The organism is Neobacillus sp. PS3-12, assembly GCF_030915385.1.
Classification (GTDB): domain Bacteria; phylum Bacillota; class Bacilli; order Bacillales; family Cytobacillaceae; genus JAEVLT01.
On sequence record NZ_CP133268.1, the window covers coordinates 3,158,129 to 3,172,212 of the forward strand.

Annotated in this window: 18 protein-coding genes; 13 read left to right on the top strand and 5 right to left on the bottom strand. The window is 37.3% G+C overall.

Annotation, left to right across the window (positions count from 1 at the left end; all coding sequences use genetic code 11):
- The first annotated feature begins 29 nt into the window (after positions 1–29).
- From RCG17_RS16100 to RCG17_RS16120, 5 genes are all read left to right on the top strand, one after another.
- A complete protein-coding gene (locus tag RCG17_RS16100; RefSeq protein ID WP_308171166.1) occupies positions 30–965 on the top strand; it encodes a dipeptidase in 936 nt (311 codons plus the stop codon).
- 299 nt (positions 966–1,264) lie between these two features.
- Positions 1,265–1,519, top strand: a complete 255-nt coding sequence (locus RCG17_RS16105) for a hypothetical protein (protein ID WP_308171167.1) — start codon at positions 1,265–1,267, stop codon at positions 1,517–1,519.
- 32 nt (positions 1,520–1,551) lie between these two features.
- On the top strand, positions 1,552–3,489 hold the full coding sequence (locus tag RCG17_RS16110; protein ID WP_308175860.1) for a lipoteichoic acid synthase: 1,938 nt from the start codon (positions 1,552–1,554) through the stop codon (positions 3,487–3,489).
- A 105-nt stretch (positions 3,490–3,594) separates the two neighbouring features.
- Positions 3,595–3,828, top strand: a complete 234-nt coding sequence (locus tag RCG17_RS16115; protein WP_308171168.1) for an excisionase family DNA-binding protein — start codon at positions 3,595–3,597, stop codon at positions 3,826–3,828.
- A gap of 3 nt (positions 3,829–3,831) precedes the next feature.
- The gene (locus RCG17_RS16120; RefSeq protein ID WP_308171169.1) at positions 3,832–4,197 is read left to right on the top strand and encodes a DUF488 domain-containing protein; all 366 of its coding nucleotides are present in this window, start codon (positions 3,832–3,834) and stop codon (positions 4,195–4,197) included.
- A gap of 21 nt (positions 4,198–4,218) precedes the next feature.
- Here RCG17_RS16120 and RCG17_RS16125 read toward each other — a convergent pair whose 3' ends face one another.
- Entirely contained in the window at positions 4,219–4,866 is a 648-nt protein-coding gene (locus tag RCG17_RS16125) for a PAQR family membrane homeostasis protein TrhA (protein ID WP_308171170.1), read from the bottom strand.
- 142 nt (positions 4,867–5,008) lie between these two features.
- Between RCG17_RS16125 and RCG17_RS16130 the strand changes: the two genes are divergently transcribed.
- From RCG17_RS16130 to RCG17_RS16150, 5 genes are all read left to right on the top strand, one after another.
- Complete coding sequence (locus RCG17_RS16130) at positions 5,009–5,575, top strand: DUF1836 domain-containing protein (RefSeq protein WP_308171171.1); 567 nt, start codon at positions 5,009–5,011, stop codon at positions 5,573–5,575.
- A gap of 119 nt (positions 5,576–5,694) precedes the next feature.
- The gene (locus RCG17_RS16135) at positions 5,695–6,564 is read left to right on the top strand and encodes a hypothetical protein (protein WP_308171172.1); all 870 of its coding nucleotides are present in this window, start codon (positions 5,695–5,697) and stop codon (positions 6,562–6,564) included.
- Entirely contained in the window at positions 6,561–7,040 is a 480-nt protein-coding gene (locus RCG17_RS16140; RefSeq protein ID WP_308171173.1) for a flavodoxin domain-containing protein, read from the top strand. Before RCG17_RS16135 ends, RCG17_RS16140 begins: the two co-directional genes overlap by 4 nt.
- A 48-nt stretch (positions 7,041–7,088) precedes the next feature.
- A complete protein-coding gene (locus RCG17_RS16145) occupies positions 7,089–7,409 on the top strand; it encodes a DUF3892 domain-containing protein (protein ID WP_308171174.1) in 321 nt (106 codons plus the stop codon).
- A gap of 236 nt (positions 7,410–7,645) precedes the next feature.
- A complete protein-coding gene (locus tag RCG17_RS16150) occupies positions 7,646–8,914 on the top strand; it encodes an RNA-guided endonuclease TnpB family protein (protein ID WP_308171175.1) in 1,269 nt (422 codons plus the stop codon).
- Between the two features lie 157 nt (positions 8,915–9,071).
- On the opposite strand, the gene RCG17_RS16155 is transcribed toward RCG17_RS16150, so the two are convergent.
- The gene (locus RCG17_RS16155; RefSeq protein WP_308171176.1) at positions 9,072–9,794 is read right to left on the bottom strand and encodes an RDD family protein; all 723 of its coding nucleotides are present in this window, start codon (positions 9,792–9,794) and stop codon (positions 9,072–9,074) included.
- Positions 9,795–10,033: 239 nt separating this feature from the next.
- Here RCG17_RS16155 and RCG17_RS16160 point away from each other — a divergent pair, with 239 nt between their 5' ends.
- The 3 genes from RCG17_RS16160 to RCG17_RS16170 are packed head-to-tail and all read left to right on the top strand — an operon-like array spanning position 10,034 to position 10,791.
- Complete coding sequence (locus RCG17_RS16160; RefSeq protein WP_308175861.1) at positions 10,034–10,387, top strand: DUF3147 family protein; 354 nt, start codon at positions 10,034–10,036, stop codon at positions 10,385–10,387.
- Positions 10,388–10,445: 58 nt separating this feature from the next.
- Positions 10,446–10,565, top strand: coding sequence for a hypothetical protein (locus tag RCG17_RS16165; RefSeq protein WP_308175862.1), 120 nt, complete (start codon positions 10,446–10,448; stop codon positions 10,563–10,565).
- Positions 10,537–10,791, top strand: coding sequence for a DUF3147 family protein (locus tag RCG17_RS16170; protein WP_308175863.1), 255 nt, complete (start codon positions 10,537–10,539; stop codon positions 10,789–10,791). Before RCG17_RS16165 ends, RCG17_RS16170 begins: the two co-directional genes overlap by 29 nt.
- A gap of 43 nt (positions 10,792–10,834) precedes the next feature.
- Here the strand turns inward: RCG17_RS16170 and leuD are convergent, their stop codons facing one another.
- The 3 genes from leuD to leuB form a co-directional block, all read right to left on the bottom strand.
- A complete protein-coding gene (gene leuD, locus RCG17_RS16175; RefSeq protein WP_308171177.1) occupies positions 10,835–11,419 on the bottom strand; it encodes a 3-isopropylmalate dehydratase small subunit in 585 nt (194 codons plus the stop codon).
- 14 nt (positions 11,420–11,433) lie between these two features.
- A complete protein-coding gene (leuC, locus tag RCG17_RS16180) occupies positions 11,434–12,852 on the bottom strand; it encodes a 3-isopropylmalate dehydratase large subunit (RefSeq protein WP_308171178.1) in 1,419 nt (472 codons plus the stop codon).
- Positions 12,853–12,956: 104 nt separating this feature from the next.
- A complete protein-coding gene (leuB, locus tag RCG17_RS16185) occupies positions 12,957–14,063 on the bottom strand; it encodes a 3-isopropylmalate dehydrogenase (protein WP_308171179.1) in 1,107 nt (368 codons plus the stop codon).
- Positions 14,064–14,084: the final 21 nt, after the last annotated feature.

Consider the following 14,084-nt stretch of genomic DNA (forward strand, 5'->3'; position numbering starts at 1 on the left):
AAATGCCATTTTGTGAGGAGATCAGGCAGATGAATATTATCGACCTTCATTGTGATGCATTATTAAAGCTTTGGGAAGGAAAAGGAAGATTACGCTTTAGGGATGCGCAAGAATTACAAACAAATCTATTGCGATTGCAACAGGGAAAAGTAATGGTACAATGCTTTGCCATCTTTCTTGAACCAGAGATCGTCTCTGATCAAAAGTTCCAAGCAGCACTTGAACAAGTTGATTATTTTTATAAAGAAGTGCTGGGAAAAAATCCAGAAATGAAGCATATCAAGGAATGGTCTGATTTTATTAAATTACAGGATGGAGAAATTGGCGCGATGCTGACGCTTGAAGGAGTGGACGCTATCGGCAATGATTTAACAAAGCTTCGCATTCTCCATCAGTTAGGTGTTCATTCTGTCGGTCTCACTTGGAACAATGCTAATTTAGCTGCGGATGGCGCTGGTGAACCGCGTGGCGGCGGTCTTACTCTCTTTGGTAAAGAAATTGTTGCATTTAACAATCAGCATCATATACTAACAGATGTTTCCCATTTAAGTGATAAAGCATTTTGGGATGTACTCGAGCTCGCTGACTATCCTATTGCCAGCCATTCCAATTCCAAAACCCTATGCAATCACCCGAGAAATTTAACGGATGAACAGGCCGTTGCGATGTTTCAAAAAGGAGGTTTGATTCATGTGGTTTACAATCCTCCATTTGTAAAGGAAGATGGAAATGCAACCATCACCGACCTTGTCGAGCATATTGACCATTTTTGTTCATTAGGCGGGCTGAAGCAAATTGGATTAGGTTCAGATTTTGATGGGATCTCAGAACTTATTCCAGGGTTGGAGGATGCCGGGAAAGTTAAGAATTTAATAAATGAGCTTTTAAAGTATTACAGTGAAGACGCTGTTAAGGGTTTTGCCAGTGAGAACTTCTTAGAACATATCGAAAACAAACTAATCTAGTGATTATTAATGGAGAGCACATATTAATATGTGTTCTTTTTAAATACTTAAAATGGATTTACTTAAAAAAATTAAGAAAAAATTAAGCAACTTGATGCAAAATATAATCTTGTGTCCTATTTTAATATTATGAGGGTTGTGTAATGGGTTTCTAGGTAATTAATAGGAAATTACGCCGAAATTGTTAACAAATCCTAAATATCGTGGTATCCTTTTTACTGCTTAATGTACTGATTGATAAATAACCTACTTACGTTTGAAATTAGATTATTTATTAATGGGAAAGGTATTGATCGTTTATGAGAATAGTGGTATTACTTGTCATTATAAGTTTGTTTGCATTGACAGGATGCCAGCAAGAAGTAAAGCAATATGATCATGGAAAAGTGGTTTTTGAAGGAACAGTCGACCAAAATGGAGTACGAGAGAAGGGAAAACTATTCGATCCAAAAACCGGCAAGGTAACTTTTGACGGTGTCTTTAGAAATGGTCTTATGTTTAAAGGAACCTTATATGATAAAAATGGGAAGCATCCGCATCCTTATCGAGAGTAAAAAAAAGTAGAAGGAGAACAAAAATGGGGAAAATGAAGATATGGCAACGTCTAAATCAAACGAACCTTACTTTTTTTGGCATAGCTGTTGTCCTTTTTTGGATTAAAACATATGTTGCTTACCGAGTGGAGTTCAAACTGGGAATCGATAATAGTATGCAAAAATTCTTATTAGCGCTTAATCCCCTCAGTTCCGCTTTATTCTTTTTAGGACTTGCTTTCTTATCTAAAAAGAGAACGAAACTCGTGATGATTATTATAAACTTTCTTTTGTCATTCTTGTTATATGCCAATATCGTATACTACAGATTTTTTAATGACTTTATAACAATCCCAGTTTTATTACAGGCAAAGTCCAATGCCGGTCAGCTAGGAGACAGTGCTGGAGCATTGATGGCCCCAACCGATGTTTTTTATTTTACAGATACGATTCTATTAATCTTGCTTGCATTATTTGCGTTTAAGAAAGTAAAACAACTAACAAGCAGAAGACCTTTTCAGGTTGTATTGTTATTTTCAGTTATGGTCTTTTTATTTAACCTTAACTTAGCAGAAAAAGACCGTTCGGATTTATTAACACGTACTTTTGACCGAAATTATTTAGTCAAATATTTAGGAGCTTATAACTTTACCATCTATGATATTGTTCAAAACATTAGAACCTCCAGTGAGCGCGTTATGGCAAATGGCAGTGATATTACGAATGCAGAGAACTATCACAAAGCAAATTATACACAGCCAAATCCTGCTTTATTTGGTAAAGCAAAAGGCATGAATGTTATTTATGTTTCTCTAGAGTCATTCCAAAACTTTATGATCGATTACAAGTTGAATGGACAAGAGGTAACACCATTTTTAAATTCTTTGGCACACGATAACAATACTTTTTATTTTGATAATTTTTATCACCAAACTGGACAGGGTAAAACCTCTGATGCCGAATTTTTAATGGAAAACTCTTTATATCCATTAAACCAAGGTGCCGTTTTCGTCAATAAAGCACAAAACACCTATCAAGCTACACCCGCTATTTTGAAAGGTTATGGCTATAATTCAGCTGTTTTCCATGGTAACTATAAGACATTCTGGAACCGAAATGTCATGTATAAAGCGTTAGGATACGATCAGTTCTTTGATGCATCCTACTATGACATGAGTGCTGGAAATATTAAAAACTATGGGATGAAGGATATCCCGTATTTTAAAGAGTCAATGCCAATGCTTGAAAGCTTGAAGCAGCCGTTCTATACCAAATTTATTACTTTATCCAACCATTATCCGTTTGAGATAGATCCAGGAGATACGACATTCCCTGCTGGAGACTTTGGTGATCCGGTTGTAAATGACTATTTCCAATCGGCTCATTACATGGATGAAGCACTACAACAATTCTTTGATTCTTTAAAAGCAGATGGATTGTATGATAAATCTGTTATTGTGTTGTATGGAGATCATTATGGTCTTTCTGAAAACCATAATAAAGCGATGGCAAAAGTATTAGGCGTACCAGAAATTACACCAACTATCAATGCATCGCTGCAAGAGACACCATTGTTTATTCACGTACCAGGCGTGCAAGGCGGTGTACAGCACCAATATGCTGGTGAGGTAGATGTACGTCCAACATTACTTCATTTATTAGGAATTGATACGAAAGATTATATTGAATTTGGATCTGACATGTTATCACCACAGCATCGCAATTGGGCGTTATTTAGAAATGGTGATTTCGTATCACCAACTGTCGATGAAATTGGCGGTAAATGTTATTCAACACAAACAGGGCAAGTGGAAGCCAATAACAGTGCTTGTAAACCGATTGATAGTCAATTGAGACAAGAGCTGCAAATGTCCGATGATATCGTCAATAAGGATTTACTGCGTTTCTATAAACCAAAAGGATTTACGCCAATCAATCCAAATGATTATCAGTATTTAGGACCTAAGAAAGCTAGAACCGCAAAAAAATAATCTTTTTAACACAAAAAGAGTAAAGAGATAAATTCTTTACTCTTTTTGTTGTTTTAGAAACACTAATTTTTTAGCTATAATAAAATCTATAGGGAGTGTTGAGCAATGTATTTAACAATTGAAGAAACTGCAGATTTTTTATCAGTAACAGTACCATACGTGGAAAGTTTAATTTTACAAGGCAAAATACGAGTGCTGCGTGATCATGATGGCGAAGTTCTAATCTACAAGGATCAGTTCAAGTCCCATTTTGAACAACTTGAGAAGTATAAAAAACTAGTAGAGGAACTAGCTCACGAACCCATTCCAGAGGACTTGGATGTAAAGGATGAGGATTAGCTTATGACATCCATTTTTATAAAAAGAATTTATGAGCCCGCCAATGAGAAGGATGGTTTTCGTATTTTGGTTGATCGCGTTTGGCCGCGAGGGATAACAAAGGAAAACGCAAAGTTAACATCCTGGATGAAAGAGATAGCTCCAAGCAGTGAACTACGTAAATGGTTTTGCCATAAACCAGAACTGTTTGAGGAGTTTCGGCAGCGGTATGTGGCGGAACTGCGGGAAGATGAAAAAAAACTAGAATTAATGAGGCAACTGGTTGAATTGGCTCAAAAAGGTAAGTTAACGCTTTTATATGGAGCAAAGGATCGGGAGCATAATCAAGCTGTGGTATTAAGTGAAGAAATTGAAAAAAGAATACAATAAAAGGTGCGCTAGCGCACCTTTTTATATAACATATAAGAAAATCGATAAAAAGTGGGCCAATGTGCCAAGCAGGATAAAGATGTGAAAAATTTCATGAAAGCCCATATATTTAAATTCTAAAAACTTAGGTTTAAGACCGTAAATGACTCCGCCGATTGTGTAGAAAATTCCACCTAGGGCAAGGAGGTATAATCCCATTGTGCTAATCGAACCAGCAAGTGGTCCTGCAACAAAAACGATCATCCAGCCCATTGCAATATAGATTGCTGTAGATAGCCATCTAGGGCAATGAAACCAAGTCATTTTAAAAATAACACCAAGAACTGCAACTGTGGCAATAATTGAAAATAGAACATAACCTGTTTTCCCATGTAGGCTGACAAGGCAAAAAGGGGTATAGGTGCCAGCAATTAAAATAAAAATCATGGAATGGTCAAGTCTGCGTAAAAAAGCAATGACATGGTCTTTCGCAATCACCATATGGTAGGTCGCTGACGCTGAGTAAAGAAGGATCATGCTAATTCCAAATATTACAACCGATGTTAATGTTAATGTTGAGTAACTTGTATTTGTTGCTTTTATTACCATGGCAAGCAAACCGATAAAAGATAAAACTGCTCCAGCCAAGTGTGTTAATCCATTGATTGGCTCTCGAATGTAACTAGTCATTTTTTTGCCCTCCTGCGACAACATATAGTTTTTAATACTACGTATAATAATACTAGCAATTCATCATCTAGTCAATGTTTACTGAATCTTTTTTCTTCGCTATAATAGTGATGTCAAATACTATGAAGACAGAGGTCTTTTAATGAAAAATATAGATCAACTGATAGAAGCATTAGGTCTGGAGCAACAACTTACATTAGAGGAAATCCCAAAGATCGATTTATATATGGATCAGGTAATCCAACTATTTGAAAGCAAGTTTGATGCAGGAAAACGCAATGAACAGGATAAGATTCTGACTAAAACCATGATCAACAATTATGCGAAAGGCAAACTACTTTTTCCGATCAAAAATAAAAAGTATTCACGAGAACATCTTATCTTAATCTCTTTGATTTACCAATTAAAAGGGGCATTATCGATTAATGATATTAAGATAACGCTAGATGGTGTTAACGAGAAAATCATTTCAGAAAATTTCCAGTTAGAAACATTCTATAATAACTATCTCAAGTTGATAACAAAAAATGTTGAGAATTTTAAAGAAAGTATCAAAAAACAATCCGAGGTCGCTAGTAACTTTAAAGATAAAGAGAATCTTGAGACTGTGTTATTGATTACTTCCCTCGCTCATATGAGTAACTTGTATAGAAGAGCAGCAGAAAAGTTAGTTGACGAAATAAGTGAACAAGACGAAAAGCATCTGTAAGAACGGGTGCTTTTTCTATTAAAAAAAACTGAACTTTCTGTGAACAAATATGATATTAATAGGCTTATCGTCACGTTTGAGTTATAAAGGGGTTAGAAATATGATTTGGGGGAATTAGGATGAAAAAGTCAATCGGTTTTCTCGTTTTCCTAATTGTAGTCTCTTCTCTTACGGCGACCACCTTTGGCATTTTTTCAAATCAAGACCATGGCCAAAGTGAACTTAAATCTGTTTTTGGACAAACCATCTCTATTTATGGCAAAGGTTTATATAAAAATGATTCTGTAGCAATGGCATCTCAGGCGATTGCCCAGGATTATGTGACATTGTTTTTAGGAATTCCCTTACTTCTTCTTTCATTTTACTTTGCAAAAAAGGGCCTGATGAAAGGAAGGCTGTTGCTAACCGGCACATTAGGATACTTTTTGTACACCTACACCTCGTATTCCTTTCTTTCGATGTATAGCAAGATGTTCCTCGTATACGTCCTGCTTATGTCCGCAAGTTTCTTTGCCTTCACCATGATGATGATCTCCTTTGATATGGGTACATTACAGGGCTATTTTCGGCAACAGTTACCTGTAAAATGGATCGGAGGATTTTTGTTATTCGTTTCATTCACATTCGCAATGATGTGGCTTGGAAAAATTGTCCCGTCATTACTCAGCGATGCCCCTCCAGCAGGATTAGAGCATTATACAACACTTGTTATCCAGGCACTTGACCTGGGATTTGTCATCCCCGTCGGAATTCTGGCAGGTATACTCGTTATCAAGCACACAGCATTTGGTTATCTCCTATCGGCCATTATGATTATTAAGGATATCACCCTGATTACAGCTTTAACAATGATGATCATTTTACAAATGATTGCAGGTATTAAAGTAAGTGTTGGTTTATTAGCAGTTATTGTTCTTATTAACTTGTTAGTGATATTTTGTTTGGCTGTACTGATGAAAAATGTAGATGAAAGGGGAGGAACAGTATGAGTATGACAATGATTATTTATGCAACCAAACATGGAAGTGTAGAAAATGCCGTAAAGCTGTTGACGGAAAAACTTGAGGGGAAAGTAACGGTAATCAATATTATGAATGAAGACCCACCAGAACTGAATGAATATGAAAATGTCATTCTAGGTGGTTCCATTTACGTTGGGAAAATTCAAAAGCGGCTGTCAAAATATATAGAGAAACATCTTTCAGAATTGTTAACAAAACGAATTGGACTGTTTATTTGTGCTGCACAAGAGGAGGGAATTCGGGAAAAAGAGCTGATTGAATCCTTTCCGGAAAAGCTATTTGAACATGCTGTTTGTAAAGAGATTTTTGGATATGAAATCCATTACGACGATATGAATTTTATCGAAAAAAAAGTCGTTGGTGCCATTCTCGGACATAAAAGTAACTACTCTGAACTTTCAGATGCAAAAATAGACAGTTTTGCTCAAGCAATAAGAGCATAAATTCTTCTTTCTGGAAGAGACTAATGAACGATTGAGGAGGCGCCTTTTATGGCTTCAGAGGATTTTGAAAAAGTTTATCAGGAATATAAACAGCAGAGTGAACAACAAGCTAGGATGGAGGCGAAAACGAATCAATCCAGTTCAAGCGGGAAAGAAGAATTTGTTGCAGTCCGAAAAAACGATGATGGTGATATTATTGCCTTTAAAACCAACTCTGGCAGGGAATTAGATTATATCACCGCACTGGATGAGGCCAAGGCTGGTAATATCGCACATATTGATGTCTTTCATAAGTATGGAAGAGATATTATTAGAAGTGAACCAGATGGTATCAAGGAAAATAATCTGGATCATCTGCCAGAATTCTAGATCAGAAAAAATCCCAGCTTAGGTTGGGATTTTTTCTTTTAGGAATTAGGCAATTCATCACGTGACTTCAGTCATGTGATGAACTTCCCTTTGATTTGAAGAATCAAAAGTATACAAACATTCTTGATATACCCACTTTCTTCTAGTCAAATATATCACTTTTGTGATATATTTTATTTATAGAAACACTTGTTCTTATAATTAATAATAACCTTAGTGAATGTGTGGTGAAATCAATGTTTGCTGCAGCTCAACGCGGTTATGTTTATCGAGCTTATCCTACAGATGAAGTGAAGAAATATTTCTTACAATGTTTTGGTGCAGACCGCAAAATGTACAATCTTCATGTCGATAGATTATATCAGTACATGGAGAGTATCGACTACCAGGTTGGTAACAGGATTGACACGAAAAAACTAAAAAATAAAATGCCAACTGTGGCCGAATTCAAAAAGATGTTCGCTGATAGCGATGGGAACCTGTATCTTTACAATGTGGACGCATTTGCTTGTAATGAAGCGAAGCAACATTTTTACAAAGCACTAAATGAGTTCAATAAAATCGCTTTTCAAAAGCAATATAAAAAATCAGCACTCGAACAAAAAGAAACGATAGGTAAGGAACTTTTATTCCGTGATTTGAAAGGCTTACCTAAGTTCCATTCCAAAAAGAATAATGATTTTAGCTATACAACTTTCAATCAAAATGGAAATATTCAAGTCAATGGAAATATCCTTACTTTGCCCGCTGCTCAGAAGTCTGAGTTAAAAGAAGTCAAAGTAGAACTTCGAATGCATCGAGAAATGCCAAAGGAAAGTTCGATCAAAAACGTTACTGTTTCTATGAATGCCAATGGTGAATTTTTTATCTCTTTGTGCGTAGAATTTGCATTGGAGATTACAAACATTGAAAACCCAACTCGTCTTCTTGGACTCGATTATTCACAATCAGCATTTTTCGTCGATAGTGAAGGTAAGAAAGCCAATTACCCATTATTTATGAGAAAAGCAGAGGCATGGTTAAAAAAAGAACAGAAGAAACTTTCGCGTATGGTTAAAGGTTCAAACCGTTGGAACAAACAGCGTAAAAAAGTTGCAAAAATACACATAAAAGTCGCAAACCAACGAAAAGATTGGCTACATAAAAAAGCCTTTACTCTTGCTAAAAGATACGACATGGTGATTCTAGAAGACCTTGATTTGCGTTTCCTTAGCCAAAATCCAGACTACGCAAAAAAACAACAAGATTATGGATTTGGAAACTTTCGGTTATATTTGAAGTTCAAGTTGGAACAACAAGGGAAAATATTCTTGAAAGCACCAAAGACATTCCCATCAACTCAACTATGTTCTAATTGTGGGTTTAAAAATACTAAACTTAAAGGGATTGAGAACATTGATATAAGGGAGTGGGACTGTCCAAAGTGCAAATGTCATCACGACCGCGACGTTAATTCTGGAATAAATTTAAAACAATATGGCGAAAAACATATTCGTGAGAAGTAACCGCTAGCGTGCTAGCGATTAAAAATAAAGGGTTCGCTCGGTCGCCCACAGCGTCTAGCAAAGACTAGACTTAAATGAGTCAGCTAAGAAAAGTGAATCAGGCTGTATATGACCGAAGGGTTAGCCTGTTAGGGCTTTCTCTTACAAGCCTGTGACTTCAGTTATGGGTTGTTGACGAAATGATGATTCCAGTAATAAAAACAATGATCGGAAAACAGGTCCCTAAGAGAATCCTTGGTAAGCTAACATGATCGTATAATACGATAGTCCCAGCTTTTACATCCCAAATCAATCTCGCTTTTTTCCGTATGTTAAGAATTAAGTTAATTATTGGAAACTTGATGCCTTTACCAAAAGTAATAATAAAAAGATCACGTTTAAAGGCAGTTATTAAATCAAGCAGCTGGCCATTTACACATTTAATTTTGATTTTAAAAAGTGATTTACCTATGGTGGTTCCAAAGATCGATAACATAATAGGCTCCAATAAAGTCCAAAGTAGAAGGTATATGATAAATAAAGTTAATTTAGAGGTTTTGAGAATGATGTCTAATGAAAATATAGAGATAAAAGTAGAAAAAAGTACGGTAAATAAAGAGATATCAAATAGTTCTGCCATAAATCTCAAAAAGGGTTTGTTTCTGGGGTGTATTATTTTCTCTGACGGTGAAAACTCTGGGGGAAGGTTTTTCGATCTGAAGCCTTTAAATCTCTCAATCCTCTTTGCCGCTTTCCAGCACTCTGCACCTGTTGTCCAAAGGTACGTTTCTCCATTTAGGACACCTTGTTCGAATAACTTGCCTAATTCAAAAAACCCCACTGGCCCATATTGCTGACGGCCTTTGATGTAAAACCAAACCCTAGTTTCAGTTGGTTCCATCAAAATCGCCTCCTTATAAGTAAATTATACCATAAATATGGTTATGTGAAGATTTTAACAAATAAATTTTCAGCGAACTAAAAGGTTGAAAACGCTTCGAAAACCTTTTAAAAAAGTTCACAACCTATAGTGATAAAATGGGTTAAAATAAGTTTGTAATAATAAATGTGAAACAATTCACAAGTAAGAAAAACTTTAATTCATATATACTATCACACTAAAAAAGAGGCGCATACATGATGACTGGAATCACTGCAGGGTTATTCATTCGATTTCTCTTAGGCGGAGCAGCAGTAGTCCTATCAACGATTATTTCAAGGAAGTTAGGAGAAAAAGCAGGTGGGATATTCGCGGCTTTTCCAGCTGTTTATCTTGCGGCATTATTAACGAATCGGCTTAGCTTTACAGGGAATGATCTCATTTCTCATTCTATCACTTTATCCAAAGGTGCAATAATGGGGATGTCAATCAATATATTGATCGCAATTCTGGCTGGATACCTGTTGAAAAAAGGCTGGAAACGCGGTTTGGTTAATTCTTTAGTTTGCTGGTTATTTCTTTCATTTGTTGTAGTCATAATTACATCACATTAATAGAGGAGGAGCAATGATGGATTTATTCGTTCGGTTCTTATTAGGCGGCACTGCTGTAATGCTCAGTTATCTAATCACAATCTTTTCTCCTTGGAAACTTTTAGCCGTGTTTCGCGGCTTTCCCTGCTGTAATGATTACAGCTATATTGATGGTCGGACTTGCTTCAGGGTCACATAAAGCCTCCAAGATTGCCAAAGGATCTGTTTTTGGACAAATGGGCGGCGTTGTATGTGTCATTACTGTCTTAACGACTTTGCGTTTTACAAATAATTGGGCTTTGAGTATTTTACTAGGATTGGTCATGTGGCTTGGAAGCTCCATTGGCATATCAGCAATAAGGGAAAAGGCAGCCAATCGGGCACACATCCCGTTTAGAAAAATATTGGCTTTTGCTAAAAAATAATACAAATAAAAATCCCAGTCGATTTGACTGGGATTTATTTGTATTATTTTTGCGCTAATTCGTATTCAGTAATTTTATCTTCATATTTAAGAGTAACACCAATCTCATCCCAGCCATTTAGCAGCATTTCTTTTGGATAAGCAGGGATATCGAAATGAAGTTCAAAGCCTTCATTATCTGTAACAACTTGCTCTTCAAGGTTAACCGTTAAGTTATAATTTCCGGCTTCAGCCTTTTTAACAATTTGCTGAACTTGTTCTTCACTTGCAGGTATAGCAAGGATACCATTTTTTACACAGTTATTCTTAAAGATATCTGCAAAACTTGGGGCAATAATTACTCTAAACCCATAGTCCTGCACTGCCCATGGAGCATGCTCGCGGGATGAACCGCAGCCAAAGTTATCGCCTGCAACGATGATAGATGCCCCTTTGTATTTTGGATCATTTAATGAGAAATCCTCGCGTGGATTACCATCATTGTCAAAGCGCCAGTGATAGAACAAGAATTGTCCAAATCCACTGCGTTCAATACGCTTTAAGAATTGTTTTGGGATAATTTGGTCTGTATCGATATTAGCCCGATATAAAGGATATACAAGGCCTTCATGAATGCGTAGTGGTTCCATTATTCAAATTCCTCCTAATTAAGTACTTCAGCAGCAAATTTGCGTACATCAACGAAATGACCTGCAATCGCTGCAGCAGCTGCCATTTCTGGGCTTACAAGATGTGTGCGGGACCCGTTTCCTTGGCGTCCTTCAAAGTTACGGTTGGATGTAGATGCACAGCGGTCTCCAGGTGATAAGATATCATCATTCATCGCTAAGCACATACTGCATCCAGCTTCGCGCCATTCAAAACCAGCTTCCGAAAAGATTTTATCTAAACCTTCTGCTTCAGCAGCTAATTTGATGGTAAAAGATCCTGGAACAACGATTGCTGTTACAGATGGATCCACTTTACGTCCTTGGATCACGGAAGCAGCTTTACGAAGGTCGCTTAATCTTGAGTTTGTACAAGAACCGATGAATACATGGCTGATTTTTACATCAGTGATCGGTTGGTTAGCTTCAAGACCCATGTATTCAAGAGCACGTTTAATTTCATCTTGATCGCTTACTGTTTCACCATCTTCCGGACTAGGAACGGAAGCAGAGACAGGAAGACACATGCCAGGGTTTGTTCCCCAAGTTACTTGTGGCTCGATATCAGCGGCATCAATTTCAATTACGGTATCATATGTTGCGCCTTCATCAGAAGCAAGAGCTTTCCACTTTTCTACAGCCTCATCAAATGCAGGACCTTGTGGTACATGACGTTTGCCTCTCAAGAATTCAAAAGTTTTTTCGTCTGGAGTAATCAAGCCTGCTCTCGCACCAGCTTCAATAGACATATTACATACTGTCATGCGCTCTTCCATAGATAGGGAACGAATTACTTCACCAGTGTATTCAACAACATAGCCTGTTCCAAATTTAACACCAAACTTACCAATGATATAAAGGATCAAGTCTTTAGCTGTAACGCCTGTTCCAAGTTGTCCATTCACTTTTAAATTAAGTGTTTTTGGACTTGCTTGCCAAAGTGTTTGGGTTGCAAGAACATGTTCCACTTCACTTGTCCCAATTCCAAATGCTAATGCGCCAAATGCTCCATGTGTGGAAGTATGGCTGTCACCGCAAACGATCGTTTTACCAGGCTGTGTAAGACCAAGCTCAGGTCCAATAACATGGACAATTCCATTATCAGGGGAATTGATACCAGCAAGAGGAACACCGAATTCCTCACAGTTAGTTTGTAATGTTTCAATTTGCTTTCTAGAAACTTCATCTTTAATGACACTGCGATCTTTCGTTGGAACGTTGTGGTCCATGGTAGCAAATGTACGATTCGGCTGACGTACTTTACGTCCGCTCAACCGAAGTCCTTCAAAAGCTTGTGGTGATGTAACTTCATGAACAAGGTGCAAATCAATATAAAGTAAATCAGGTTTTCCTTCTTCGCGGTGAACAACATGCTGTTCCCAAATTTTTTCAATAATATTTTTTGGTGTCGTCATAATTTCCTACCTCACCTAATAGAATTTAAATCCCTCAATTTTTTTGCAATGTGTGAAAATGGACGTCTACCGCACCAAATGCGGCAAACGTCGGATGTCATTTCTTATCTGTAGCAATCCTGAATGCATTTTGCTGGATGCTGTGTTTTGATATAGTCAACGATCAGCTTTGTCATTTCGGCGGTTCCAACAAGACGGCCGCCTTTAATTTGAAGATCGCCAGTGTGGGCGCCTGATTCTAGAACGGATTGAACTGCTTCTTCCACTAATTTAGCTTCCTCTTCTAAATGGAAGGAGTATCGAAGCATAAGGGCAGAAGATAAAATCATCGCACATGGATTAGCTATTCCTTTGCCAGCAATATCAGGTGCAGAACCATGTACAGGCTCATATAATCCCATATCATCTTCACGAAGGCTGGCAGAAGGAAGCATGCCTAGAGAACCTGTTAAGACAGAAGCCTCATCACTTAAAATATCGCCAAACAGATTTTCTGTTACAATAACATCAAAATGGGTTGGATTCGTGATTAATTTCATGGCAGTGGAGTCTACCAATGCATGCTCAACGGTTACATCTGGATACTCAGCTTTCTTTTCCTCCACAATTTCACGCCATAGTTTACTTGATTCAATTACATTCGCCTTATCAACAGAAGTAAGGAATCCACGGCGGACACGTGCTGCTTTGAAAGCTTTATCTACGATTCTTTCAATCTCATGCCGAGTATAGGAAAGGGTATCTACAACCGCATTTCCATTGTCTCGGCGTTCACTTGGCTGGCCAAAGTAAAGTCCTCCTGTTAATTCACGAACAATCAAGAGATCACTGCCAGCAACGATTTCCTCTTTTAACGGTGAAGCATGGAGCAATTGCTTAAACCCTGTAACAGGTCTTAAGTTTGCAAATAAATCAAGTGCTTTCCGAATTCCTAGCAGTCCCCGTTCAGGTCGTAAATGGGAAGGATTGTTATCCCATTTTGGTCCTCCAACAGCACCTAATAATACAGCATCTGCCTTTTTAGTAGCTTCTACTGTAGCTTCCGGAAGGGGAGTGCCATATAGGTCAATAGCAGTTCCTCCAATTTCCTGCTGTTCAAAGCTGAAAGAATGATGAAATTCTTCAGCAATTGCTTCTAATACTTCCTTTGCAGAATTAATAACTTCTTGGCCGATACCATCACCTGGAAGTAAAACAATATGTTTTTCCATTTAAATTAACCTCCTTTTTGG

Excerpts from the sequence above, each read along its gene's own strand:
- RCG17_RS16100 (WP_308171166.1), top strand. The coding sequence starts at position 30 with ATGAATATTATCGACCTTCATTGTGATGCATTATTAAAGCTTTGGGAA.
- RCG17_RS16105 (WP_308171167.1), top strand. The coding sequence starts at position 1,265 with ATGAGAATAGTGGTATTACTTGTCATTATAAGTTTGTTTGCATTGACA.
- RCG17_RS16110 (WP_308175860.1), top strand. The coding sequence starts at position 1,552 with ATGAAGATATGGCAACGTCTAAATCAAACGAACCTTACTTTTTTTGGC.
- RCG17_RS16115 (WP_308171168.1), top strand. The coding sequence starts at position 3,595 with ATGTATTTAACAATTGAAGAAACTGCAGATTTTTTATCAGTAACAGTA.
- RCG17_RS16120 (WP_308171169.1), top strand. The coding sequence starts at position 3,832 with ATGACATCCATTTTTATAAAAAGAATTTATGAGCCCGCCAATGAGAAG.
- RCG17_RS16125 (WP_308171170.1), bottom strand. The coding sequence starts at position 4,866 with ATGACTAGTTACATTCGAGAGCCAATCAATGGATTAACACACTTGGCT.
- RCG17_RS16130 (WP_308171171.1), top strand. The coding sequence starts at position 5,009 with ATGAAAAATATAGATCAACTGATAGAAGCATTAGGTCTGGAGCAACAA.
- RCG17_RS16135 (WP_308171172.1), top strand. The coding sequence starts at position 5,695 with ATGAAAAAGTCAATCGGTTTTCTCGTTTTCCTAATTGTAGTCTCTTCT.
- RCG17_RS16140 (WP_308171173.1), top strand. The coding sequence starts at position 6,561 with ATGAGTATGACAATGATTATTTATGCAACCAAACATGGAAGTGTAGAA.
- RCG17_RS16145 (WP_308171174.1), top strand. The coding sequence starts at position 7,089 with ATGGCTTCAGAGGATTTTGAAAAAGTTTATCAGGAATATAAACAGCAG.
- RCG17_RS16150 (WP_308171175.1), top strand. The coding sequence starts at position 7,646 with ATGTTTGCTGCAGCTCAACGCGGTTATGTTTATCGAGCTTATCCTACA.
- RCG17_RS16155 (WP_308171176.1), bottom strand. The coding sequence starts at position 9,794 with ATGGAACCAACTGAAACTAGGGTTTGGTTTTACATCAAAGGCCGTCAG.
- RCG17_RS16160 (WP_308175861.1), top strand. The coding sequence starts at position 10,034 with ATGACTGGAATCACTGCAGGGTTATTCATTCGATTTCTCTTAGGCGGA.
- RCG17_RS16165 (WP_308175862.1), top strand. The coding sequence starts at position 10,446 with ATGCTCAGTTATCTAATCACAATCTTTTCTCCTTGGAAACTTTTAGCC.
- RCG17_RS16170 (WP_308175863.1), top strand. The coding sequence starts at position 10,537 with ATGGTCGGACTTGCTTCAGGGTCACATAAAGCCTCCAAGATTGCCAAA.
- leuD (WP_308171177.1), bottom strand. The coding sequence starts at position 11,419 with ATGGAACCACTACGCATTCATGAAGGCCTTGTATATCCTTTATATCGG.
- leuC (WP_308171178.1), bottom strand. The coding sequence starts at position 12,852 with ATGACGACACCAAAAAATATTATTGAAAAAATTTGGGAACAGCATGTT.
- leuB (WP_308171179.1), bottom strand. The coding sequence starts at position 14,063 with ATGGAAAAACATATTGTTTTACTTCCAGGTGATGGTATCGGCCAAGAA.